Origin of the sequence: Oceanisphaera marina (genome assembly GCF_014643915.1) — a bacterium.
GTDB lineage: Bacteria > Pseudomonadota > Gammaproteobacteria > Enterobacterales > Aeromonadaceae > Oceanimonas > Oceanimonas marina.
The window spans coordinates 1-20,055 of sequence record NZ_BMKE01000007.1; the positions used below are offsets into that span (position 1 = coordinate 1).

At 51.1% G+C, this 20,055-nt stretch carries 32 protein-coding genes; all 32 read right to left on the reverse strand.

Annotated elements, in window-relative coordinates; genetic code table 11:
• Positions 1 to 787 precede the first annotated feature (787 nt).
• Complete coding sequence (rplQ, locus tag IEW52_RS05680; protein ID WP_188629107.1) at positions 788 to 1,180, reverse strand: 50S ribosomal protein L17; 393 nt, start codon at positions 1,178 to 1,180, stop codon at positions 788 to 790.
• Between the two features lie 44 nt (positions 1,181 to 1,224).
• Positions 1,225 to 2,214, reverse strand: coding sequence for a DNA-directed RNA polymerase subunit alpha (locus IEW52_RS05685; protein ID WP_188629108.1), 990 nt, complete (start codon positions 2,212 to 2,214; stop codon positions 1,225 to 1,227).
• Between the two features lie 25 nt (positions 2,215 to 2,239).
• The gene (gene rpsD / locus IEW52_RS05690) at positions 2,240 to 2,860 is read right to left on the reverse strand and encodes a 30S ribosomal protein S4 (protein ID WP_188629109.1); all 621 of its coding nucleotides are present in this window, start codon (positions 2,858 to 2,860) and stop codon (positions 2,240 to 2,242) included.
• 30 nt (positions 2,861 to 2,890) lie between these two features.
• A complete protein-coding gene (gene rpsK / locus IEW52_RS05695; protein WP_188629110.1) occupies positions 2,891 to 3,283 on the reverse strand; it encodes a 30S ribosomal protein S11 in 393 nt (130 codons plus the stop codon).
• A gap of 14 nt (positions 3,284 to 3,297) precedes the next feature.
• Entirely contained in the window at positions 3,298 to 3,654 is a 357-nt protein-coding gene (gene rpsM, locus IEW52_RS05700; RefSeq protein WP_188629111.1) for a 30S ribosomal protein S13, read from the reverse strand.
• A 137-nt stretch (positions 3,655 to 3,791) separates the two neighbouring features.
• Entirely contained in the window at positions 3,792 to 3,905 is a 114-nt protein-coding gene (rpmJ, locus tag IEW52_RS05705; RefSeq protein WP_086964549.1) for a 50S ribosomal protein L36, read from the reverse strand.
• A 26-nt stretch (positions 3,906 to 3,931) separates the two neighbouring features.
• Positions 3,932 to 5,263 carry a preprotein translocase subunit SecY gene (gene secY / locus IEW52_RS05710; protein WP_188629112.1) on the reverse strand — a complete coding sequence of 444 codons (1,332 nt, stop codon included), beginning with the start codon at positions 5,261 to 5,263 and terminating at the stop codon, positions 3,932 to 3,934.
• 8 nt (positions 5,264 to 5,271) lie between these two features.
• Entirely contained in the window at positions 5,272 to 5,706 is a 435-nt protein-coding gene (gene rplO, locus IEW52_RS05715; RefSeq protein ID WP_188629113.1) for a 50S ribosomal protein L15, read from the reverse strand.
• A 4-nt stretch (positions 5,707 to 5,710) separates the two neighbouring features.
• The gene (gene rpmD / locus IEW52_RS05720; protein ID WP_188629114.1) at positions 5,711 to 5,893 is read right to left on the reverse strand and encodes a 50S ribosomal protein L30; all 183 of its coding nucleotides are present in this window, start codon (positions 5,891 to 5,893) and stop codon (positions 5,711 to 5,713) included.
• A gap of 6 nt (positions 5,894 to 5,899) precedes the next feature.
• A complete protein-coding gene (gene rpsE / locus IEW52_RS05725) occupies positions 5,900 to 6,400 on the reverse strand; it encodes a 30S ribosomal protein S5 (RefSeq protein ID WP_188629115.1) in 501 nt (166 codons plus the stop codon).
• Positions 6,401 to 6,414: 14 nt separating this feature from the next.
• Positions 6,415 to 6,768: a 50S ribosomal protein L18 gene (gene rplR / locus IEW52_RS05730; RefSeq protein ID WP_188629116.1), complete on the reverse strand. Its 354-nt coding sequence runs from the start codon at positions 6,766 to 6,768 to the stop codon at positions 6,415 to 6,417.
• Between the two features lie 9 nt (positions 6,769 to 6,777).
• Positions 6,778 to 7,311: a 50S ribosomal protein L6 gene (gene rplF, locus IEW52_RS05735; protein WP_188629117.1), complete on the reverse strand. Its 534-nt coding sequence runs from the start codon at positions 7,309 to 7,311 to the stop codon at positions 6,778 to 6,780.
• A 9-nt stretch (positions 7,312 to 7,320) separates the two neighbouring features.
• On the reverse strand, positions 7,321 to 7,713 hold the full coding sequence (gene rpsH / locus IEW52_RS05740) for a 30S ribosomal protein S8 (protein ID WP_188629118.1): 393 nt from the start codon (positions 7,711 to 7,713) through the stop codon (positions 7,321 to 7,323).
• Positions 7,714 to 7,735: 22 nt separating this feature from the next.
• Complete coding sequence (rpsN, locus tag IEW52_RS05745) at positions 7,736 to 8,041, reverse strand: 30S ribosomal protein S14 (RefSeq protein ID WP_188629119.1); 306 nt, start codon at positions 8,039 to 8,041, stop codon at positions 7,736 to 7,738.
• Between the two features lie 11 nt (positions 8,042 to 8,052).
• The gene (gene rplE / locus IEW52_RS05750; protein ID WP_188629120.1) at positions 8,053 to 8,592 is read right to left on the reverse strand and encodes a 50S ribosomal protein L5; all 540 of its coding nucleotides are present in this window, start codon (positions 8,590 to 8,592) and stop codon (positions 8,053 to 8,055) included.
• Positions 8,593 to 8,606: 14 nt separating this feature from the next.
• Positions 8,607 to 8,924, reverse strand: coding sequence for a 50S ribosomal protein L24 (gene rplX, locus IEW52_RS05755; protein ID WP_188629121.1), 318 nt, complete (start codon positions 8,922 to 8,924; stop codon positions 8,607 to 8,609).
• An 11-nt stretch (positions 8,925 to 8,935) separates the two neighbouring features.
• Positions 8,936 to 9,304: a 50S ribosomal protein L14 gene (rplN, locus tag IEW52_RS05760; protein ID WP_087036464.1), complete on the reverse strand. Its 369-nt coding sequence runs from the start codon at positions 9,302 to 9,304 to the stop codon at positions 8,936 to 8,938.
• 164 nt (positions 9,305 to 9,468) lie between these two features.
• Positions 9,469 to 9,729, reverse strand: coding sequence for a 30S ribosomal protein S17 (rpsQ, locus tag IEW52_RS05765; RefSeq protein ID WP_188629122.1), 261 nt, complete (start codon positions 9,727 to 9,729; stop codon positions 9,469 to 9,471).
• A gap of 1 nt (position 9,730) precedes the next feature.
• A complete protein-coding gene (rpmC, locus tag IEW52_RS05770) occupies positions 9,731 to 9,922 on the reverse strand; it encodes a 50S ribosomal protein L29 (RefSeq protein ID WP_104487239.1) in 192 nt (63 codons plus the stop codon).
• Entirely contained in the window at positions 9,922 to 10,335 is a 414-nt protein-coding gene (gene rplP / locus IEW52_RS05775; RefSeq protein WP_188629123.1) for a 50S ribosomal protein L16, read from the reverse strand. Before rplP ends, rpmC begins: the two co-directional genes overlap by 1 nt.
• 12 nt (positions 10,336 to 10,347) lie before the next feature.
• On the reverse strand, positions 10,348 to 11,040 hold the full coding sequence (gene rpsC / locus IEW52_RS05780; RefSeq protein WP_188629124.1) for a 30S ribosomal protein S3: 693 nt from the start codon (positions 11,038 to 11,040) through the stop codon (positions 10,348 to 10,350).
• Positions 11,041 to 11,058: 18 nt separating this feature from the next.
• A complete protein-coding gene (gene rplV / locus IEW52_RS05785) occupies positions 11,059 to 11,391 on the reverse strand; it encodes a 50S ribosomal protein L22 (protein ID WP_086964533.1) in 333 nt (110 codons plus the stop codon).
• A gap of 10 nt (positions 11,392 to 11,401) precedes the next feature.
• Positions 11,402 to 11,680: a 30S ribosomal protein S19 gene (rpsS, locus tag IEW52_RS05790; RefSeq protein WP_086964532.1), complete on the reverse strand. Its 279-nt coding sequence runs from the start codon at positions 11,678 to 11,680 to the stop codon at positions 11,402 to 11,404.
• Positions 11,681 to 11,701: 21 nt separating this feature from the next.
• Positions 11,702 to 12,526: a 50S ribosomal protein L2 gene (gene rplB, locus IEW52_RS05795; protein ID WP_188629125.1), complete on the reverse strand. Its 825-nt coding sequence runs from the start codon at positions 12,524 to 12,526 to the stop codon at positions 11,702 to 11,704.
• A gap of 17 nt (positions 12,527 to 12,543) precedes the next feature.
• On the reverse strand, positions 12,544 to 12,846 hold the full coding sequence (rplW, locus tag IEW52_RS05800; protein WP_188629126.1) for a 50S ribosomal protein L23: 303 nt from the start codon (positions 12,844 to 12,846) through the stop codon (positions 12,544 to 12,546).
• The gene (rplD, locus tag IEW52_RS05805) at positions 12,843 to 13,448 is read right to left on the reverse strand and encodes a 50S ribosomal protein L4 (RefSeq protein WP_188629127.1); all 606 of its coding nucleotides are present in this window, start codon (positions 13,446 to 13,448) and stop codon (positions 12,843 to 12,845) included. The genes rplW and rplD overlap by 4 nt, the downstream gene beginning before the upstream one ends.
• 17 nt (positions 13,449 to 13,465) lie before the next feature.
• Positions 13,466 to 14,104 (reverse strand): 50S ribosomal protein L3, encoded by a 639-nt coding sequence (rplC, locus tag IEW52_RS05810; protein WP_188629128.1) that lies wholly within the window; start codon positions 14,102 to 14,104, stop codon positions 13,466 to 13,468.
• Between the two features lie 17 nt (positions 14,105 to 14,121).
• A complete protein-coding gene (rpsJ, locus tag IEW52_RS05815) occupies positions 14,122 to 14,433 on the reverse strand; it encodes a 30S ribosomal protein S10 (protein WP_104487277.1) in 312 nt (103 codons plus the stop codon).
• Between the two features lie 532 nt (positions 14,434 to 14,965).
• The gene (argH, locus tag IEW52_RS05820; protein ID WP_188629129.1) at positions 14,966 to 16,831 is read right to left on the reverse strand and encodes an argininosuccinate lyase; all 1,866 of its coding nucleotides are present in this window, start codon (positions 16,829 to 16,831) and stop codon (positions 14,966 to 14,968) included.
• A gap of 292 nt (positions 16,832 to 17,123) precedes the next feature.
• Complete coding sequence (locus IEW52_RS05825) at positions 17,124 to 18,335, reverse strand: argininosuccinate synthase (RefSeq protein ID WP_188629130.1); 1,212 nt, start codon at positions 18,333 to 18,335, stop codon at positions 17,124 to 17,126.
• Entirely contained in the window at positions 18,335 to 19,252 is a 918-nt protein-coding gene (locus IEW52_RS05830) for an ornithine carbamoyltransferase (RefSeq protein WP_188629131.1), read from the reverse strand. Before IEW52_RS05830 ends, IEW52_RS05825 begins: the two co-directional genes overlap by 1 nt.
• 9 nt (positions 19,253 to 19,261) lie before the next feature.
• Positions 19,262 to 20,050 (reverse strand): acetylglutamate kinase, encoded by a 789-nt coding sequence (gene argB, locus IEW52_RS05835; RefSeq protein WP_188629132.1) that lies wholly within the window; start codon positions 20,048 to 20,050, stop codon positions 19,262 to 19,264.
• Positions 20,051 to 20,055 lie beyond the last annotated feature (5 nt).

Here is a 20,055-nt window from a genome sequence, read left to right on the forward strand (position 1 = left end):
TTCAATCTGAGCCATGATCAAACTCTTCAATTAAAGACTTGATGCTCAATGAATATCTGATGTACTGCTATTTCTAGTTGCACTTCACATGACATTGAAAAACAAAAACTATTTGTTCTCAACGACCTGCGAGTGCCCACACAGTTTGCTTGATACTAATTTTTAAAGAGCTACGCTCTACAGCTCAGGGCTGTTTAAAGAGCGGACCTTGTTCCAGGTCAGGGATGCGTATTCTACGCATTCCGCATTGTTCGTCAAGCGTTGATTCAAACTTTGTTTCGTTCGTTTCAAACCCTTGTGACCGTTGGCGTGTTGCCCCGTGTCAGTGGATGCGCATTATAGGGAGCGAGAGATTTAGCGCAAGGGCTTTTCTGATAAAAACACGCATTTGGTGACCGACTGCTTAAACACCCAGCAAACCCACAATTTACACACAGAGTTACCCACAAAAAACGCTTTGCGTCATGAGAATGTGGTCAAGGGAAGAACATGGAGTTGGGATCTTGCTGCGCAACAACATTGCAAAGCTGAAGCATTGTCTACAGTCGCGGCTCCGGGACATGATGTTAGGTCAACGTCAATATCCACATATTGCAGCAAAGCTATTGCTTTGCGTTAGTCACGCGTTTTAACCGCGACAGCTATAAAGAGATGTTTTTTTGAAATAAGTATGAGGGTGTGGCGCAAATGTTTTTTTGCAACCTATAGCGTACGGTTTAAAGCGAGGATGATCGGGGCACACTGAATTGCAGACAAGAAAAAGCCGGGCAAGCCCGGCTTTTGATTCTTACTCTTCAGAAGCTACTGCTTCTGTTGCTTCGATATCACGACCTACCAGCTCAATATAAGCCATAGGTGCGTTATCGCCAGCACGGAAACCACACTTCAGGATGCGGGTGTAACCACCCGGACGCTCCTGGTAGCGAGGTCCCAAATCGTTGAACAAAATGCCAACTACTTCGCTGTCGCGAGTACGGGCAAATGCCAAACGACGGTTAGCGACTGTGTCGACTTTTGCCAATGTGATCAAAGGCTCAACCACTCGACGCAGCTCTTTTGCCTTGGGCAGAGTCGTCTTAATAACTGCATGACGAACCAAGGAGCTAGCCATGTTGCGGAACATTGCCTGACGGTGGCTGCTGTTCCGGTTAAGTTGACGACCACTCTTACGATGGCGCATGACCTAATCCTTCCTAACTAAATCTGTAAAACCCGTGACCCGGCTTATTCATCAGCGATGCTGGCTGGCGGCCAGTTCTCAAGGCGCATGCCCAGAGACAAACCACGAGACGCCAACACGTCTTTAATCTCAGTAAGAGATTTCTTACCCAGGTTAGGAGTCTTCAACAACTCCACCTCGGTACGCTGTACCAGATCACCAATGTAGTGGATCGCTTCAGCCTTCAGACAGTTCGCAGAACGAACTGTCAGTTCCAGATCGTCGACAGGGCGCAGCAGAATAGGATCGAACTCAGGCTTGTCTTCTTTCTCTTCTGGTTCGCTAACGTCACGCAGGTCGACGAAGGCTTCCAACTGTTCAGCCATGATAGTGGCTGCACGGCGGATGGCTTCTTCGGGATCCAAAGTGCCGTTGGTTTCCATGTCGATAACCAGCTTATCCAAATCGGTACGCTGTTCAACACGGGCCGCCTCAACATTGTAGGCGATACGAACCACGGGGCTGTAAGCCGCATCCAGCAATAAACGACCAATAGGACGCTCATCGTCTTCAGTGTGAGCTCGGGCTGAGGCTGGAATATAGCCACGGCCGCGCTGCACTCTTAAACGCATGCTGATTTCGGCATCATTCCCTGTCAGATGACAGATAACGTGCTCTGGGTTAACAATCTCAACGTCATCACCATGGGTGATGTCGCCTGCTGTTACGGGACCTGCACCAGTTTTGGTCAGAGACAGGGTGACTTCGTCCTTGCCTTCCAGCTTCACAGCAATTTCTTTAAGATTAAGCAAGATTTCCAGGATATCTTCCTGAACACCTTCCTTGCTGCTGTACTCGTGCAAAACGCCGTCGACTTCGACTTCGGTAATAGCACAACCCGGCATGGAAGAAAGCAGAATACGACGTAGCGTATTACCCAATGTATGACCAAAGCCACGCTCCAGCGGCTCGAGAGTCACTTTGGCATGAGTCGGGCTGATCTGTTCGATATCAACCAGACGCGGCTTAAGAAAATCTGTTACAGAACCCTGCATTGTGTCCTCTCTATAGAAGCCAGCTTTACTTGGAGTAAAGCTCGACGATCAGCTGTTCGTTGATTTCGGCAGACAGGTCGCTACGCTCAGGCAGACGCTTGTAAACGCCTTGCATGTTGGTAGCGTCAACTTCTACCCAAGTCGGCTTTTCACGTTGACCGGAAACCTCAAGTGCGGCTTTGATCCGGGCTTGTTTCTTTGCCTTCTCGCGAATGCTGATAACATCCTCGGGAGAAACTTGGAAGGAAGGAATGTTCACAACCTTACCGTTTACCAGGATAGCCTTGTGGCTGATCAACTGGCGAGATTCGGCACGAGTAGAGCCAAAACCAATGCGGTAAACAACGTTGTCTAAACGACCTTCCAGCAGCTGCAACAGGTTTGCACCGGTATTGCCTTTCAAGCGAGCAGCTTCTTTATAGTAGTTGCGGAATTGCTTTTCCAGTACGCCATACATACGACGAACTTTCTGCTTTTCACGCAGCTGTACACCGTAATCGGACAGACGGGCTTTACGAGCGCCGTGCTGACCTGGTGCAGTATCAATTTTACATTTTGAATCTATCGCGCGGACGCCTGACTTCAAAAATAAGTCAGTTCCCTCACGACGGCTCAGTTTGAGCTTGGGACCCAGATATCTTGCCATGTTCTTTCTCCAACTATCCTACAAGAAGTGTTATACGCGACGCTTCTTGGGAGGACGACAACCGTTGTGCGGGATAGGAGTCACATCGGTGATGTTGGTGATGCGGAAACCCGCAGCATTCAACGCACGAATGGATGACTCACGGCCCGGACCCGGACCTTTCACCATTACTTCCAGGTTTTTAACACCGTATTCTTTCGCAACTTCACCAGCACGTTCTGCAGCTACCTGAGCGGCGAACGGAGTGGACTTGCGCGAACCACGGAAACCTGAACCACCAGCGGTTGCCCAAGAAAGAGCATTACCCTGACGATCAGTAATAGTTACTATGGTGTTGTTGAAAGATGCATGAACGTGGGCAATCCCATCGCTCACCTGCTTTTTAACGCGCTTACGCGTACTACGAGCCGGAGTTTTAGCCATGATCTACCTTCCCGTTATCTCTTGATCGGTTTACGAGGACCCTTGCGCGTACGCGCATTGGTCTTAGTGCGCTGACCACGGAGGGGTAGGCTGCGGCGATGACGCAGACCTCGGTAACAACCCAGGTCCATCAGACGCTTGATGTTCATGGAAATCTCGCGACGCAAATCACCTTCAACGGTGAATTTTGCCACTTGCTCACGCAGAGTTTCTACCTGAGCTTCATCCAATTCTTTAATCTTCACATTCTCAGCGATACCGGCTGCAGCACAAATGGCTTGAGAGCGGGTACGACCTACGCCATAAATCGCAGTTAAAGCAATAACTGCATGTTTATGGTCAGGAATGTTAATGCCAGCGATACGGGCCACTATGCACTCCTACAAATTAACAAATATAAAGCCATTACAAAGCCCGTCTAGGATACGTAATGACACAGACACCCAACAAAGGTGGCTGGCTACTTTAGCCAGCTCGCCTTTAATTTACAAGTTAAACCGTAACTTTTTTAGCCTTGACGCTGTTTATGTCTTGGCTCAGTGCAAAGAACGCGAACCACACCGTGGCGCTTAACGATTTTGCAGTTACGGCAAATTGCCTTAACGGAAGCACGAACTTTCATTGCTTAACTCCGTAAATAACCGAACCTTAACGGTTATAACCTTTCAGGTTCGCTTTTTTCAGGACATCGCCATACTGATGAGACATCATGTGGGTTTGCACCTGAGCCATGAAGTCCATGATGACGACCACAATAATCAACAGCGAGGTACCACCAAAATAGAACTGGACGTTCCAAGCTGTCATCAGAAACTGTGGCACCAAACAGATAAAGGTAATATACAGAGCACCGACCAGGGTCAGGCGAGTCATTACTTTATCGATATAGCGCGCTGTTTGCTCACCCGGGCGTATGCCTGGGATGAAAGCACCACTCTTCTTCAGGTTATCTGCTGTCTCGCGCGGGTTAAACACCAGGGCGGTATAGAAGAAACAGAAAAAGATAATGGCAGCAGCATACAACATCACATATAGCGGCTGACCAGGTTGCAGGGCAAGAGAAACCTCTTGCAGTGCATTGGCAAACCACCCTTCCCCCTGTCCGAACCAAGAGGCTACGGTACCAGGGAACAGAATAATGCTGGATGCAAAAATTGCCGGAATAACCCCCGCCATGTTCACTTTCAAGGGCAGGTGTGTACTTTGTGCCGCAAATACCTGGCGACCTTGTTGACGCTTGGCGTAGTTCACCACAATGCGGCGTTGCCCACGTTCAACAAATACCACGAAGTAAGTTACCGCAAACACAATCACGGCCAGCAGCAACAGCAACAATATGTGCAATTCCCCCTGACGCGCCTGCTCTGCCGTGGCACCAATGGCCGATGGCAGACCAGCAACAATACCCACGAAGATTATCAACGAGATACCATTGCCAATGCCTCGTTCGGTTACTTGCTCACCTAACCACATCAAAAACATGGTGCCGGTGACCAAACTCACTACCGCTGTAAAATAGAAACCGAGACCCACGTTTACCACGAGTCCTGGCATCATATTTGGCAAGCCGGTAGCAATGCCGATGGCCTGGATGGTGCCGAGAACGAGTGTGCCATACCGGGTATACTGACTGATCTTTCGACGGCCAGATTCACCTTCCTTCTTGAGCTCAGCCAAGGCGGGGTGAACCACAGTCAGCAACTGGATAATAATGGACGCAGAAATATACGGCATTATCCCCAGCGCCAGTATGGACGCTCGTTCCAGCGCACCACCACTGAACATGTTAAACATTTCAATGATGGTGCCCTGCTGTTGTTTGAACAACTCGGCAAGTACGGCGGCGTCAATTCCAGGAATAGGCACATAGGAGCCGGCGCGAAATACAACGATCGCGATAAGAACGAAAAGTAAACGACTCTTCAGTTCACCCAGCCCACCCTGTGCGCTTTTAGCATCTAATCCTGGTTTCTTGGCCATAGTACTTATTATTCCTCGATTTTACCGCCGGCAGCTTCGATGGCTGCGCGTGCACCTTTGGTGACGCCCAGACCAACCACAGTCACTTCACGGTCAATGGTGCCAGACAGAACAACTTTGGCAAACAGGATGTTCTTGGTAACCAAGCCAGCCTGCTTCAGAGTGTTCAAATCAACCACATTGCCTTCAACTTTAGCCAGCTCGCTCAAGCGGATTTCAGCTGTAACCATACCTTTGCGAGAAGTAAAACCAAACTTCGGCAAACGCTGTTTCAAAGGCATCTGACCGCCTTCAAAACCGTTACGAACCTTACCGCCAGAACGTGATTTCTGACCTTTGTGGCCGCGGCCACCGGTTTTACCCAGACCTGAACCGATACCACGACCAACGCGCTTGGCGCTAGGCTTGGAGCCGGCAGCTGGAGATAGAGTATTCAAACGCATGCGATTACTCCTCAACCTTTACCATGTAGTAAACCTGGTTGATCATACCGCGTACACAAGCTGTATCTTCCAGCTCGACGGTGTGACCAATGCGACGCAGACCCAGGCCACGCAACGTTGCCTTATGCTTAGGCAAACGGCCGATGGCGCTGCGAGTCTGTGTTACTTTTACAGTCTTGTTAGCCATTGGACATTACCCCAGTATTTGGTCAACGCGCAGACCACGCTTGGCAGCGACTTGCTCAGGTGACTTCATATGAGTCAGAGCGTCGATGGTAGCGCGAACTACGTTGTTTGGGTTGGTGGAACCGTACGTCTTGGCCAGTACGTTATGAACACCAGCAACTTCCAGTACGGCGCGCATTGCACCGCCGGCAATAATACCGGTACCGTCAGAAGCAGGCTTCATGAATACGTTGGAACCAGAGTGACGACCTTTTACCGGATGGAATAAGGTGCCGCTGTTCAGGCCAATAGTACGCATGTTACGACGAGCCTGTTCCATTGCCTTTTGAATGGCAGCAGGAACTTCACGGGCTTTACCGTAACCAAAACCAATACGACCGTTACCGTCGCCTACTACCGTCAGAGCGGTGAAGGAGAAAATACGACCACCTTTTACAACTTTTGAAACACGGTTAACTGCAATGAGCTTCTCTTGCAGATCGCCGGTTTGAGCTTCGATTTTTGCCATTTTCGACTCCACCTTTAGAACTGAAGACCAGCTTCACGTGCAGCTGTAGCCAAAGCGGCTACGCGACCGTGATATTGGAAACCGGAACGGTCAAAAGCGACAACTTTAACGCCTTTTTCAAGAGCGCGTTCAGCGATGGCTTTACCGACTGCTGTCGCGGCATCTGTGTTACCAGTGTATTTCACCAGTTCACGTACTGACTTTTCTACGGTTGACGCAGAAGCCAGAACGGCTGAACTACCTGGTGCAATAATCTGTGCATAGATGTGGCGTGGAGTACGGTGAACCACCAGGCGAGTCGCACCCAGTTCCAGCATCTTTGCGCGTGCTTTAGTAGCACGGCGGATACGAGCTGATTTTTTGAGCATAGTGTTACCTTACTTCTTCTTAGCCTCTTTACTGCGCACCTGTTCGCCGAAATAGCGAACACCTTTGCCTTTATAAGGCTCTGGCTTGCGGTACGCACGAATATTGGCAGCGACCTGACCGATCTGCTGTTTGTCCGCAGACTTGAGAACAATCTCGGTCTGGGTAGGACATTCAGCTGACACGCCTTCAGGAAGCGCATGCTCAACCGGGTGAGAGAAGCCCAGAGACAGTGCAATTGCATTGCCTTTAATCTGGGCACGATAGCCAACACCAACCAGCTGCAGCTTGCGCTCAAAGCCTTCGGTAACACCGACAACCATGTTATTGACCAGGGAACGGGCAGTACCGGCCTGGGCATTTGCGTTTGCTACGTTTTCACGTGGTGCAAACGTCAGCACGTTATCATTCTGGCTGATTTCAACGGCAGCGTTGATAGTACGGTTTAACGTACCCTTGCCACCCTTGATGGTAATTTCCTGACCGTTCAACGTCACTTCTACGCCGGCAGGAATTTCGATAGGTGCCTTAGCAATGCGAGACATATCTACTCCTTATGCAACGTAGCAGATGATCTCACCGCCCATACCGGCTTTACGCGCGGCACGGTCGGTCATCACACCTTGGGACGTGGAAATGATAGCTACACCCATGCCTGCCATTACTTTTGGCAGTTCGTCGCGCTTCTTATAGATGCGCAGACCTGGGCGGCTAACGCGTTGGATCAATTCAACCACAGCTTCGCCTTCGAAGTACTTTAAAGTAACTTCCAGCTCAGGCTTGGTGTCTCCAATCACGTTAAAGTCAGCAATATAGCCTTCTTCTTTAAGGACTTTGGCAATCGCCGTTTTGACCTTAGAAGAAGGCATGGTAACAGCCACTTTATTGGCTGCCTGACCGTTGCGGATGCGGGTCAGCATATCCGCTATCGGATCTTGCATGCTCATTGTGTATTACTCCCGTGTTCGCTTACCAAGAAGCCTTCTTCAGGCCTGGAATTTCACCCTTCATCATCAGTTCACGCACTTTAATGCGGCTCAGACCAAATTTACGCAGGAAACCATGCGGACGGCCTGTGATGTTACAGCGGTTACGCTGACGAGAGGGACTTGCGTCACGGGGCAATTGCTGCAGTTTCAGCACTGCATCCCAACGCTCTTCTTCAGAAGTATGAACGCTAGAGATGATTTCTTTCAGTGCCTGACGCTTGGCTGAGAATTTCTCAACAAGCTTTGCGCGCTTGACTTCGCGAGCTTTCATTGATTGTTTTGCCATAACCCTACACCTTACTTACGGAATGGGAAGTTAAAGGCTGCCAACAGAGCATGACCTTCTTCGTCAGACTGAGCAGAAGTTGTAATGGTAATATCCATACCACGTACGCGATCTACTTTGTCATAATCGATTTCCGGAAAGATGATTTGCTCTTTCACACCCATCGAGTAGTTACCACGGCCATCGAACGACTTAGCGTTCAGACCACGGAAGTCACGAATCCGAGGGATAGAAATAGAAATCAAACGCTCCAGAAACTCCCACATACGCTCGCCGCGCAGAGTCACTTTACAACCAATGGGGTAGCCTTCACGGATTTTGAAGCCAGCAACGGATTTACGAGCAAGTGTAATCAGTGGCTTTTGACCAGAAATGGCGGCCATATCGGCAGCAGCATTATCCAGGATCTTTTTATCAGCCAAAGCTTCACCAACACCCATGTTCAGGGTGATTTTCTCAATCCGAGGGACTTGCATGATAGACTTATACCCGAACTGACTCATCAGCTCTTTTACTACAGTTTCGTTGTAGTAACCATGCAGTTTCGCCATCGTATAAACTCCAATTACTTCACAAGTTCGCCGGTAGACTTGAAGAAGCGAACTTTTTTGTCGTCTTCAAACCGGAAACCAACGCGATCAGCTTTGCCAGTGGCAGAGTTGAACAACGCTACATTTGATACGTCGAGAGGCGCTTCCTGTTCAATAATACCGCCAGCCTGGCCCAGTTGTGGAACCGGCTTCTGGTGTTTCTTGTTCAGGTTAAGACCTGCGACTACTACTTTACCTGCTTCAACCAGGACTTTGGTGACTTTGCCACGCTTGCCCTTGTCTTTGCCGGTAAGAATGATGACTTCGTCATCGCGACGGATTTTAGCTGCCATCGTTTGACTCCTTACAGTACTTCAGGTGCCAGTGAAACAATCTTCATGAACTTTTCATTACGAAGTTCACGCGTCACAGGACCAAAAATACGAGTTCCGATCGGCTGTTGATTGCTATTTAAAATCACGGCCGCATTGCGGTCGAAACGGATGACAGAGCCGTCCGGACGACGAACGCCTTTCCGAGTGCGTACGACCACCGCGTTCATTACATCACCTTTTTTTACTTTACCGCGAGGAATTGCTTCCTTAACAGTAACTTTGATGATGTCGCCGATTCCGGCGTAGCGGCGGTGCGAGCCACCCAGGACCTTAATACACATTACGCTACGCGCACCGGAATTGTCGGCCACGTCCAGCATACTTTGCATTTGGATCATGTTAGTGCTCCGCTAAAGTGATTACTTTATTAAAACCCCTTTCGGGATATTGGCTGCCATTGAAGGCGCGGCATTATAGCACTGCCAAATCTTAAAAAGGAAGGATAAAAAACAAACGGCCCCAACATAGGGCCGTTTGACCAGGCAAATTATATCAGAGAACCTTAGGCTTTAACCGGGCGCTCGATAATTTTTACCAGAGTCCAAGACTTGGTCTTGGACAGCGGACGACATTCGCGAATAGTCACGACGTCACCGGTAGAACATTCATTGTTTTCGTCATGCACGTGCAGCTTAGTAGTGCGCTTCATGTACTTCCCGTAAATCGGGTGCTTCACGAAACGGCTGATAGCTACAACAATGGACTTGTCCATTTTGTCGCTTACTACACTGCCCTGCAGAGTACGAACGTTAGTATCGCTCATCTTACGCCCCTGCCTTTTGGTTCAAAACAGTTTTCACACGTGCGATATCGCGACGTACATTTTTAATGTTGTGAGTCTGTTCCAGTTGACCGGTGCTTGCTTGAATGCGCATGTTAAATTGCTCACGCAGCAGGCCCAGCAGTTCCTGGTTCAGTTCTTCAACACTCTTTTCACGCAGATCTTGTGCTTTCATCACATCACCGTCCGAGTTACGAAAGTGGTCCTAACTGGCAACTTAGCAGCCGCCAGTGCAAAGGCTTCACGAGCCAGAGCCTCAGGTACACCGTCCATCTCATACAGAACACGACCTGGCTGGATCTGGGCTACCCAATATTCCACGTTACCCTTACCTTTACCCATACGAACTTCCAGGGGCTTCTCGGTAATTGGCTTGTCTGGGAATATACGGATCCAGATTTTACCTTGACGCTTGACGTGACGAGTCATAGCACGACGAGCTGCTTCGATCTGACGAGCAGTGATACGTCCGCGCGTAGTCGCCTTCAAACCAAAGGTACCGAAAGAAATCAGGTTACCTGAGGTTGCCACGCCGCGGTTGCGGCCTTTGTGGACTTTACGGAATTTCGTACGTTTTGGTTGCAACATATCCGAGTCTCCTTACTTACCGCGGCCTTTGCGCTTTGGCTTGGATGGAGCCGGTTCTTGAGCTACGGCTTGCAGGCCGCCCAGAACTTCACCTTTAAATATCCAAACCTTCACGCCGATGATGCCGTAAGTGGTAGATGCTTCAGAAGTTGCATAGTCGATATCGGCGCGCAGGGTGTGCAAAGGCACACGACCTTCACGGTACCATTCGGTACGCGCGATTTCAGCGCCGCCTAGACGACCGCTAACTTCCACCTTAATGCCTTTGGAACCGATACGCATTGCGTTCTGTACCGCACGCTTCATAGCACGACGGAACATGACGCGGCGCTCGAGCTGGGAGGCGATAGAATCGGCTACCAGCTGACCATCCAGCTCAGGTTTACGCACTTCGGAAATATTGATCTGAGCAGGTACGCCAGCCAATTTGGCTACGTGCTTGCGCAGTTTTTCCACGTCTTCGCCTTTCTTGCCGATCACGACGCCTGGACGAGCAGTGTGAATAGTCACACGGATGCTCTTGGCAGGACGCTCGATCACGATACGAGAAAGAGAAGCGTTTTTCAGTTCCTCTTTGAGGTACTGACGTACTTGAAAATCGCTGTGCAAGTTATCAGCGAAGTCCTTGGTATTCGCAAACCAGGTCGAATTAAAAGGCTTGGTGATCCCTAAGCGAATACCATTCGGGTGTACTTTCTGGCCCATTGCTTATCTCCTAGCCTCTTAGCGGTCGGACACAACCACAGTAATGTGGCTGGTACGCTTCATGATACGGTCCGCGCGGCCTTTGGCTCGAGGACGAATACGCTTCATGGTTGGACCTTCGTCAACGAAGATCTTCGCCACTGTCAGCTCATCGATATCCGCACCTTCATTGTGCTCGGCATTAGCAATGGCAGATTCAAGTACTTTCTTAACCAGAACGGCAGCCTTTTTAGGGCTGAAAGCCAGGACATTCAGAGCCTTGTCTACGGATAGACCACGGACTTGATCGGCTACCAGGCGCGCCTTCTGGGCAGAAGTACGAGCAAAGCGGTGTTTAGCTATAGCTTCCATCTTTTACCCCTTAACGCTTCTTGGCCTTCTTATCAGCGACATGGCCGCGATAAGTACGAGTCGGTGCAAATTCGCCCAGCTTATGACCGATCATTTCCTCGGAAACGAATACAGGCACGTGCTGACGACCATTATGGACAGCGATGGTCAAACCGATCATGTTCGGAATGATCATTGAACGACGGGACCAAGTCTTAATTGGTTTCTTTTCCCCGCTTTCCACCGCTTTCTCTACCTTCTTCAGCAAGTGCAGGTCGATAAACGGACCTTTCTTGAGAGAACGTGGCATGGTGATACCTCTAAAAAACGATTACTTGTTACGATGACGTACCACGAACTGGTCGGTACGCTTATTTTTACGGGTCTTGGCACCCTTGGTAGGTTTACCCCAAGGAGTAACCGGGTGACGACCGCCAGAGCTGCGACCTTCACCACCACCGTGCGGGTGATCTACCGGGTTCATCGCCACACCGCGAACGGTAGGACGAATACCACGCCAGCGCGTTGCACCGGCTTTACCCAGTTGACGCAGCATGTGCTCGGCATTACCCACTTCACCCAGAGTTGCGCGGCATTCGGCCAGTACTTTACGTACTTCACCTGAACGCAGACGCAGGGTAACGTAGGTGCCTTCACGCGCCAGAATCTGGGCGGAAGTACCAGCAGAACGTGCAATCTGCGCGCCCTTGCCTGGCTTCATCTCGATGGCGTGCACTGTGCTACCAACTGGGATGTTGCGCATTGGCAAGCAGTTACCTGCTTTAATCGGGGCTGCATCACCAGACAGGATCTGATCGCCAGCATGAACACCTTTAGGTGCCAGGATGTAGCGACGCTCACCATCTGCAAACAACAGCAGGGCAATGTTAGCAGAACGGTTAGGATCATACTCTAAACGCTCAACTTTAGCCGGAATACCGTCTTTGTTGCGTTTGAAGTCAACCACACGATAGTGCTGCTTGTGACCACCGCCAATGTGACGAGTGGTAATACGGCCACCGTTGTTACGACCACCAGACTTGGATTTTTTCTCCAACAGGGCGGCGAACGGCTTGCCTTTGTACAGTTCCGGGTTGCTGATCTGAACTACATGACGGCGACCCGGAGAAGTAGGCTTACACTTAATAACTGCCATTTTAACTTACTCCTTTCTTACTCGGCGCCGCCGATGAAGTCGATGTCTTGACCTTCTTTCAGGGTCACGTAGGCTTTCTTCCAATCGGAACGACGGCCTGTGCGGTTACCGGTGCGCTTGGTTTTACCCTTCACCAGCAACGTGCGAACATCTTTAACTTCAACTTCGAACAGCTTCTCGACCGCAGCTTTTACTTCTGCCTTGGTAGCGTCCGTGGCGACCTTGAACACGATAGTGTTAGTTTGTTCGGCAACCATGGTGCTTTTTTCAGAGACATGCGGCGCCTTCAGAACTTTTAAAATACGCTCTTCACGGATCATGCCAGCATCTCCTCGATTTGCTTAACTGCGTCGGCAGTTACCAATACCTTGTCGAACGCGATCAAAGAAACCGGGTCGATACCAGCCACGTCACGCACGTCTACCTTGTACAGGTTACGGGCGGCGAGGAACAAGTTCTCGTCCACTTCAGCGGTGACGATCAGAACATCAGTCAGATCCCACTGCTTCAGTTTGGCCAGCAGTTCTTTAGTTTTGGGTGCTTCCACGCCAAACTTCTCAACCACGATCAAACGCTCTTGACGTACCAGCTCAGACAGAATGCTTCTGATAGCGCCACGGTACATCTTCTTATTGACTTTCTGGCTGTGATCTTGCGGCTTAGCTGCAAAAGTCACACCACCACCGCGCCAAATAGGAGAGCGGATGGTACCGGCACGGGCCCGGCCAGTGCCCTTTTGGCGCCACGGCTTCTTGCCGCCGCCAGACACTTCGGAACGGGTCTTCTGAGCACGAGTACCTTGACGAGCACCTGCTGCATAGGCTACTACAACCTGATGCACCAGAGCTTCGTTGAACTCACGCCCGAAGGTAGTTTCGGAAACTTCAAGAGCGGCTTGCGCGTCTTTCATTACCAATTCCATTACTATCTCCTCAGACGTTACGCTTTAACGGCAGGTTTAACGATGACGTTGCCATTAGTCGCACCAGGTACTGCACCTTTAATGAGCAGCAGGTTACGATCAACATCAACGCGAACCACTTCCAGGTTCTGCGTGGTTACACGCGCAGCACCCATGTGACCGGCCATTTTCTTGCCTTTGAACACTTTACCTGGGGATTGGTTTTGACCAATTGAACCCGGGGCGCGGTGTGACAAGGAGTTACCATGAGTCATGTCCTGGGTACGGAAGTTCCAACGCTTAACAGCGCCAGCGAAACCCTTACCTTTAGAAGTACCGGTAACGTCTACTTTCTTGACATCGTTGAAGATGTCTACTTTCAGCTCGGAACCGACTTCGATACCTTCGCCTTCACCTGAACCCAGGCGGAATTCCCACAGACCGCGGCCCGCTTCCACGCCAGCTTTAGCGAATATACCCGCTTGTGGCTTGGTGATACGAATCGCTTTCTTGACACCAGTTGTCACCTGAACGGCTTGGTAGCCATCCAATTCCAGAGTTTTCACCTGGGTAACACGGTTGGCATCTACTTCGATAACGGTGACTGGGATAGACACCCCGTCTTCGGTGAAGACACGGGTCATACCCAGCTTACGACCTATTAGACCGATTGCCATTGATAAAACCTCCGTTATTAGCCCAGGCTGATCTGGACGTCGACGCCAGCAGCCAGATCCAGACGCATCAGAGCGTCAACTGTTTTATCAGTTGGCTCAACGATGTCTACCAGACGCTTGTGAGTACGAATTTCATACTGATCACGTGCATCTTTATTCACGTGTGGAGATGTCAGTACGGTATAGCGCTCTTTGCGAGTAGGCAGTGGGATTGGACCACGAACCTGGGCGCCAGTGCGCTTGGCAGTTTCTACGATCTCCGCAGTAGACTGATCGATCAGACGGTGATCGAACGCCTTCAGGCGGATACGAATTCTTTGGTTCTGCATTACCAGAGCTCCAATTGGATAAAGAACATAAATAAGCACCGCCTGCTCTTTTATATAAAAGAGGGGGTCTTATTTAACAACGATGCCCACCATATCGGGGGCTTGTGTGGTCAGGAGCTACCTGACAGAGCCAAAAGGCTCACTTGGTTACGTACTAAATAAATAGTTATGTACTAAGCGAGCGCTATTATACTTATCTGAAGCCTGTGTGCAAGTCAGTCGTGTTATTTTTCACCAGTTTCTTTTGATGGAAGGAAAGTGAAGGGCAAAGAGTGAAGAGTAAAGGGAACGACATGAAAGGATAAGCCCAAAAGCAGAGCATTTTTGCTGCGAGAATCACGGCAGAGCATGGACTAGGGCCATAAAACCGCAAAGGGTGAACGGTGCGGAGGAAACCCCCAAGCCTTCAAATGCTACGCATTCGCTGTGGCTTGAATGTTGTCTAGTCCTCTTTACCCTTCACCCTTTTCTATTCACCTTACACTGCCTGCTGTTCTTTAACGTTCAGCGTACGGCGTTAAACGTAAGGCTGTTACTTCCGTAAGCTGGCTTTGTCTTTCAACACGATTTCCAGCGCCACTTCATCACAGGCGTGTTGGCGTGGGCACAAGTCACAGTCTTTCATCACTTTCTCTGGCAGCAGAGCCTTGCTGGTCATAGTGAACCCCTGCTTCATGAAGAATTCCGGTACCCGGGTTAACACTATGACTTTATCGATAGACAGCGCTTCGGCTTTTTGCAGTATCTTATCAACCAGCGCACTGCCCTGCCCCTGGTTTTGGAAGCCAGGCTCTACACCCAGCGAGCGTACTTCCGCCAGGCCGGTGTCATACACATATAAAGACGCACAACCGCTGATTTGCCCCTGCACTTCGGTAACGGCAAACTCCCCAACCGCTTTGACCAGATCTTTACGGTCACGAGGCAGATTTTCACCGATATTGGCCCAGTAGTTCACCATACGCTCGATGGCATCCAGATCGGTCAAACGCGCACTGCGTACATGAATACCCGAGCTATCACGCTGGGTAAGGCGACGCTCGGCACTGGTCAGGGCAAATTCCACCTGATCCGGTGCCACACCACCCAAAGCACAACGGCTGGCCAGGCTGGATTCCAGAGACAGCTTATCAAACACATCAGCTTCGATGAGCGGGCTGAACTGCTTGAAGTCTTCCATCGGCAGCTCTTCCATCGGCAACTTCTTCGCAATCGCGTGTACCACTATGGCGCCCACAATGTGGTGTGCTTCACGGAACGGAATGCCTTTGCTCACCAGATAATCGGCCATTTCGGTCGCGTTGGAATAGCCGCCCTGGGCTGCTTCCCGGGTTTTGTCTTCGTTCAGCTTGATGTCGTGTAACACCATTTCGGCCATTTCCAGGCAGTCATGCCAGGTATCGAGGGCATCGAACAGGCCTTCCTTGTCTTCCTGCATGTCTTTGTTATAGGCCAGTGGCAGGGCTTTCAAGGTCATCATCATGCCCGCATAGGCACCAAACACCCGACCGGTCTTGCCACGGATCAGCTCCAGTGCATCGGGATTTTTCTTTTGCGGCATCAAAGATGAGCCAGAAGTCACCCGGTCAGACAGCTCGAGGAAACCCGACTCGCCGGAGTTATAGAAGATCAAATCTTCGGCGAAGCGTGACAGGTGCATCATGGAATTGGTGGCACAGTTCATCAGCTCCAGCACATGGTCACGGTCTGAAACCGAATCCAGGCTGTTGCGGGTCGGCGACGAGAAGCCCAACGAGTGAGCCAGTTCGTGACGGTCAATCGGAAAGCCGGTGCCGGCCAGGGCACCACTGCCCAGCGGGCAGGTATCCATGCGTTTTTGTGCATCTTGCAAACGAGTAAAGTCCCGCTCCAGCATCTCGACGTATGCCAGACACCAATGAGCAAAGGTCACCGGCTGGGCACGCTGCAGGTGGGTATAACCGGGCAATACCGTGCCCTGTTGCTGACGGGCCACGGCCACCAGTTTCTTTTGCAGTTCATCCAGCTTTTGCAGCAAAGGCGGTACCTGCTGCTTGCACCACAACTTGAGATCGGTCGCTACCTGATCGTTACGGCTACGACCGGTATGCAGCTTTTTGCCCAGATCGCCCACCACACTGATCAGGTGCCCTTCTACCCAGGAATGAATATCTTCGGCATCGGACTGTAAAATCTGGCTCGGATCTTCCATCACTTTCAATTTAAGATCGTTCAGTGCCCGTTCAATTTGTTGCTGTTCGTCAGTCGTTAACACGCCGGCTTTGCACAAGGCATTAGACCAGGCGATGGAGCCGACAATGTCTTGCTCCGCCAAGCGGTAATCGAAACGAAGAGAATCGTTGAACTGCTGAAACTTGGCATCTGCCGCCTGACTGAAACGCCCACCCCAAAGTGCCATAACCGCTGTACTCCCTAACGACATTACTGAAATATTATGGTTTACCTGGCCTCGACCGGCCCGGCTCATTGTTATTCGATATTATACGGAAAACAAAGCTGGAAGCGGTAAGCTTTAAGCTATCAGTAGACAGTTAAGCGCAAAGTGTGAAGAGTGAAAGGGGTTAAACGCCTAACGATTCACGCCTTACACCTCACTTTTTCTACGTAACGCTTACGGCTTCAAGCTTTTAGCTTAAACAACACAGGGGGCATAAGCCCCCTGCAATTAAATGTTACCTAACGGGTCACACTTATTTTTTCAGGCTGTTCAGCGCCTTGATGCGGCTGGCCAACGAGTACAGACGGATAAAGCCTTCTGCATGGCTTTGGTCGTATACTTCATCTTCGCCAAAGGTCGCAAACTCTTCCGAGTACAGGCTGTTAGGCGAGGACTTCTGAATTGCCGTCACCTGGCCTTTGTACATCTTCAGTACCACTTCACCGGATACGTCTTCGGCAATGGCATCGGCAGAAGCCAGCAGCGCCTTGCATAACGGCGTAAACCAGCGACCGTCGTAAACCAGGTGCGAGAACTCGGCACCTACTTTTTCGCGCCAGGCGCGAGTAGGCTTGTCCAGCACCAGCTCTTCCACCGCACGCAGCGCCGCCATCATGACGGTGCCGCCCGGCGTTTCGTAGCAACCACGAGACTTCATGCCAACCAGACGGTTTTCTACGATATCTACGCGACCCACGCCGTGCTTGGCGGCGCGATCATTCAGCGTCACCAGAATCTGGTACGGGCTCATCTGCTCGCCGTCTACGGCAACAATGCGGCCTTTTTCGATAGTCAGCGACAGGGTTTCGGCCTGGTCAGGTGCCTGCTCGGGTGACACTGTCCAGGTCCAGGCCTGCTCTGACGGCTCGTTCCAGGTGCTTTCCAGTTCGCCACCTTCGGTGGAGATATGCCAGGCGTTGGCATCGCGAGAATAGATCTTGGTGGCACTGGCAGTGGTCTTGATGTTGCGCTCGGCCAGGTAGTTCAGCAAGTCTTCACGGCTGCGCATGTCCCAGATACGCCACGGGGCGATAATGGCCAGCTGTGGAGCCAGTGCCGCCACTGCGCCTTCGAAACGAACCTGGTCGTTACCCTTGCCGGTACAACCGTGGGCAATGGCTTCTGCGCCTTCGGCCAGTGCTGCTTCTGCCATGGCTTTGGCAATGATTGGCCGCGCCATGGACGTACCCAGCAGGTAAGTGCCTTCGTAAATGGCGCCGGTTTTCAGGGTCGGATACACATAGTCGTTAACGAACTCGTCTTTCAAGTCGGCAACGATGCACTTTACTGCACCCGAGGCGAGGGCTTTGGCTTCTATGCCTTCCAGCTCTTCGTCACCCTGGCCTACATCACCGACAAAGGCGATGATTTCACAGCCTTCGTAGTTTTCTTTCAACCATGGAATGATGGCAGACGTGTCCAGGCCACCGGAGTAGGCCAGCAGAATTTTTTTGAATTGGCTCATTAATGCATATCCCTGTTAATCAATGTCAGCAGCACGGCATTTTGCACATGCATGCGATTTTCAGCTTGGTCGAGAATAAAGGAGGCAGGACCGTCCATTACCTCTGAAGTTATTTCCAGTTCCCGATGGGCAGGCTGGCAATGCAACACCTGTTTGGCACCGGTTTTGTCGAGCATGGCCTGATTGATCTGATACGGCATGAAGACTTCGGCCACCTGTTCCAACGGTGTTTCATCACCCATAGAAACCCAAGTATCCGTGTATAGCACATCGATGTCGCTCACATCATCCAGGCTGTCGGTTACCTGTACCTTACCGCCGCTCATGGCCGCCAGAGCTTCGGCTTCTTTCAGTACCTGAGCATCCACGTTACGGCCACGAGGACAAACCGAAGTCACGGTGGCGCCAAGAATAGCACCCGCCAGCAACAAGGAATTGGTCACGTTATTACCGTCACCCACGTAAACCAGATGCACCTTGCTCAAATCATCATGATGTTCGGCAATGGTCATATAGTCCGCCAATGCCTGGCAGGGATGATACAGGTTACACAACGAGTTGATCACCGGAACCGTGGCATATTTTGTCATTTCGACCAGAGTTTGGTGATCAAATACCCGGGCCACTATGGCATGAGACCAGCGCGACAGATTGGCGGCAAAATCCTGTACCGCTTCCCGGCTGCCCATGGCGCCATTCTGGCTGTCGAGATACACCGCATGACCGCCCAGACGGTTAATACCGATATCCAGGGTCACACGGGTACGCAACGAGGGTTTTTCGAACAGCGTGATCACGCTCTTGCCTTTCAGCTCATCGGCATATTTGGCTGGATTGGCTTTCAAGTCTTTCGCCAATGCCAGAATCTGCTCTATTTGCTGCTTGCTGTAATCTTTCAGGCTCAATAAATGCTGCATATTCTCTCCTTAGTGTGAAATCCGGGTGCCAAACTCGGACTCACCAGCCAGCAGCGATAATAATTGTTCAGGGTTACGCCAGCTGCCCACGGCAACCGGTTTACCCAGTGTCTTGGTCGCCTTTAGCGCCGCCTTCACTTTAACAGCCATACCATCGGTAATTACACCTTGCTGCATCAGCTCAAGGGCGCGGACTTCGGTCAGCTCGTTAATCAGCTGACGATCGCCATCAAGAATGCCGCTCACATCCGACAGCATGACCAGGTCGGCATCCAGTACCTCGGCAATGGCGGTTCCCGCCTGATCGGCGTTGACGTTCATCAGCTGCCCATCAAAGGTGATGCCGATGGAGCTGACCACCGGCAAAAAACCACCGGCTAACAGGGTGCTGACCAGGGTGGCATCGCCACCTTCAATCTTGCCCACCGCACCCAGCTCGGGATCCAGCTGGCTGACGCGACATAAACCACCATCGCCCAGGCACAGTCCCACGGCACTGATATTGTGCGCAATCGCCTGTGCCAGCAACAATTTGTTGGCTGTACCCGCCAGGGCGCCGGTGATCACCCCGATATGCTCAACCGGCGTGACCCGCAGGCCGTCTTTTTTGGTCGAGGTCAGGCCCATGGCGTTCAGCTGGTTATCTACCAACACGCCACCGCCATGCACCAGTACCAAAGGGCGTCTTACCTGATCAACAAAAGTTTTCAGGGTGGTGAATAACGCCGCCAGGGCGTCATTACTTTCCAGCAGGGTTCCGCCCAGCTTAATCACCAGCGGTGTTTGTTGAGTCGTCATCCTGA

Bases quoted from the DNA above. Each gene is read 5' to 3' on its own strand.
- rplD (WP_188629127.1), bottom strand. From the start codon at position 13,448: ATGGAATTGGTAATGAAAGACGCGCAAGCCGCTCTTGAAGTTTCCGAA.
- rplE (WP_188629120.1), bottom strand. From the start codon at position 8,592: ATGGCGAAACTGCATGGTTACTACAACGAAACTGTAGTAAAAGAGCTG.
- rplF (WP_188629117.1), bottom strand. From the start codon at position 7,311: ATGTCTCGCATTGCTAAGGCACCTATCGAAATTCCTGCCGGCGTAGAA.
- secY (WP_188629112.1), bottom strand. From the start codon at position 5,263: ATGGCCAAGAAACCAGGATTAGATGCTAAAAGCGCACAGGGTGGGCTG.
- rpsH (WP_188629118.1), bottom strand. From the start codon at position 7,713: ATGAGCATGCAAGATCCGATAGCGGATATGCTGACCCGCATCCGCAAC.
- rplX (WP_188629121.1), bottom strand. From the start codon at position 8,924: ATGGCAGCTAAAATCCGTCGCGATGACGAAGTCATCATTCTTACCGGC.
- rpmD (WP_188629114.1), bottom strand. From the start codon at position 5,893: ATGGCTAACAAGACTGTAAAAGTAACACAGACTCGCAGCGCCATCGGC.
- rpsE (WP_188629115.1), bottom strand. From the start codon at position 6,400: ATGGCAAAAATCGAAGCTCAAACCGGCGATCTGCAAGAGAAGCTCATT.
- IEW52_RS05685 (WP_188629108.1), bottom strand. From the start codon at position 2,214: ATGCAGGGTTCTGTAACAGATTTTCTTAAGCCGCGTCTGGTTGATATC.
- rplC (WP_188629128.1), bottom strand. From the start codon at position 14,104: ATGGCAATCGGTCTAATAGGTCGTAAGCTGGGTATGACCCGTGTCTTC.
- rplO (WP_188629113.1), bottom strand. From the start codon at position 5,706: ATGCGTTTGAATACTCTATCTCCAGCTGCCGGCTCCAAGCCTAGCGCC.
- rplP (WP_188629123.1), bottom strand. From the start codon at position 10,335: ATGTTGCAACCAAAACGTACGAAATTCCGTAAAGTCCACAAAGGCCGC.
- IEW52_RS05830 (WP_188629131.1), bottom strand. From the start codon at position 19,252: ATGCAGCATTTATTGAGCCTGAAAGATTACAGCAAGCAGCAAATAGAG.
- rpsD (WP_188629109.1), bottom strand. From the start codon at position 2,860: ATGGCAAGATATCTGGGTCCCAAGCTCAAACTGAGCCGTCGTGAGGGA.
- rpsQ (WP_188629122.1), bottom strand. From the start codon at position 9,729: ATGAGCGATACTAACGTTCGTACTCTGCAGGGCAGTGTAGTAAGCGAC.
- rpsS (WP_086964532.1), bottom strand. From the start codon at position 11,680: ATGCCACGTTCTCTCAAGAAAGGTCCGTTTATCGACCTGCACTTGCTG.
- rpmC (WP_104487239.1), bottom strand. From the start codon at position 9,922: ATGAAAGCACAAGATCTGCGTGAAAAGAGTGTTGAAGAACTGAACCAG.
- rplN (WP_087036464.1), bottom strand. From the start codon at position 9,304: ATGATCCAAATGCAAAGTATGCTGGACGTGGCCGACAATTCCGGTGCG.
- rplW (WP_188629126.1), bottom strand. From the start codon at position 12,846: ATGATCCGTGAAGAGCGTATTTTAAAAGTTCTGAAGGCGCCGCATGTC.
- argB (WP_188629132.1), bottom strand. From the start codon at position 20,050: ATGACGACTCAACAAACACCGCTGGTGATTAAGCTGGGCGGAACCCTG.
- rplR (WP_188629116.1), bottom strand. From the start codon at position 6,768: ATGCTCAAAAAATCAGCTCGTATCCGCCGTGCTACTAAAGCACGCGCA.
- rpsC (WP_188629124.1), bottom strand. From the start codon at position 11,040: ATGGGCCAGAAAGTACACCCGAATGGTATTCGCTTAGGGATCACCAAG.
- rpsJ (WP_104487277.1), bottom strand. From the start codon at position 14,433: ATGCAGAACCAAAGAATTCGTATCCGCCTGAAGGCGTTCGATCACCGT.
- rplQ (WP_188629107.1), bottom strand. From the start codon at position 1,180: ATGCGCCATCGTAAGAGTGGTCGTCAACTTAACCGGAACAGCAGCCAC.
- rpsN (WP_188629119.1), bottom strand. From the start codon at position 8,041: ATGGCAAAACAATCAATGAAAGCTCGCGAAGTCAAGCGCGCAAAGCTT.
- rpsK (WP_188629110.1), bottom strand. From the start codon at position 3,283: ATGGCTAAAACTCCGGCTCGTAGTACGCGTAAGCGCGTTAAAAAGCAG.
- rpmJ (WP_086964549.1), bottom strand. From the start codon at position 3,905: ATGAAAGTTCGTGCTTCCGTTAAGGCAATTTGCCGTAACTGCAAAATC.
- argH (WP_188629129.1), bottom strand. From the start codon at position 16,831: ATGGCACTTTGGGGTGGGCGTTTCAGTCAGGCGGCAGATGCCAAGTTT.
- rplV (WP_086964533.1), bottom strand. From the start codon at position 11,391: ATGGAAGCTATAGCTAAACACCGCTTTGCTCGTACTTCTGCCCAGAAG.
- rplB (WP_188629125.1), bottom strand. From the start codon at position 12,526: ATGGCAGTTATTAAGTGTAAGCCTACTTCTCCGGGTCGCCGTCATGTA.
- IEW52_RS05825 (WP_188629130.1), bottom strand. From the start codon at position 18,335: ATGAGCCAATTCAAAAAAATTCTGCTGGCCTACTCCGGTGGCCTGGAC.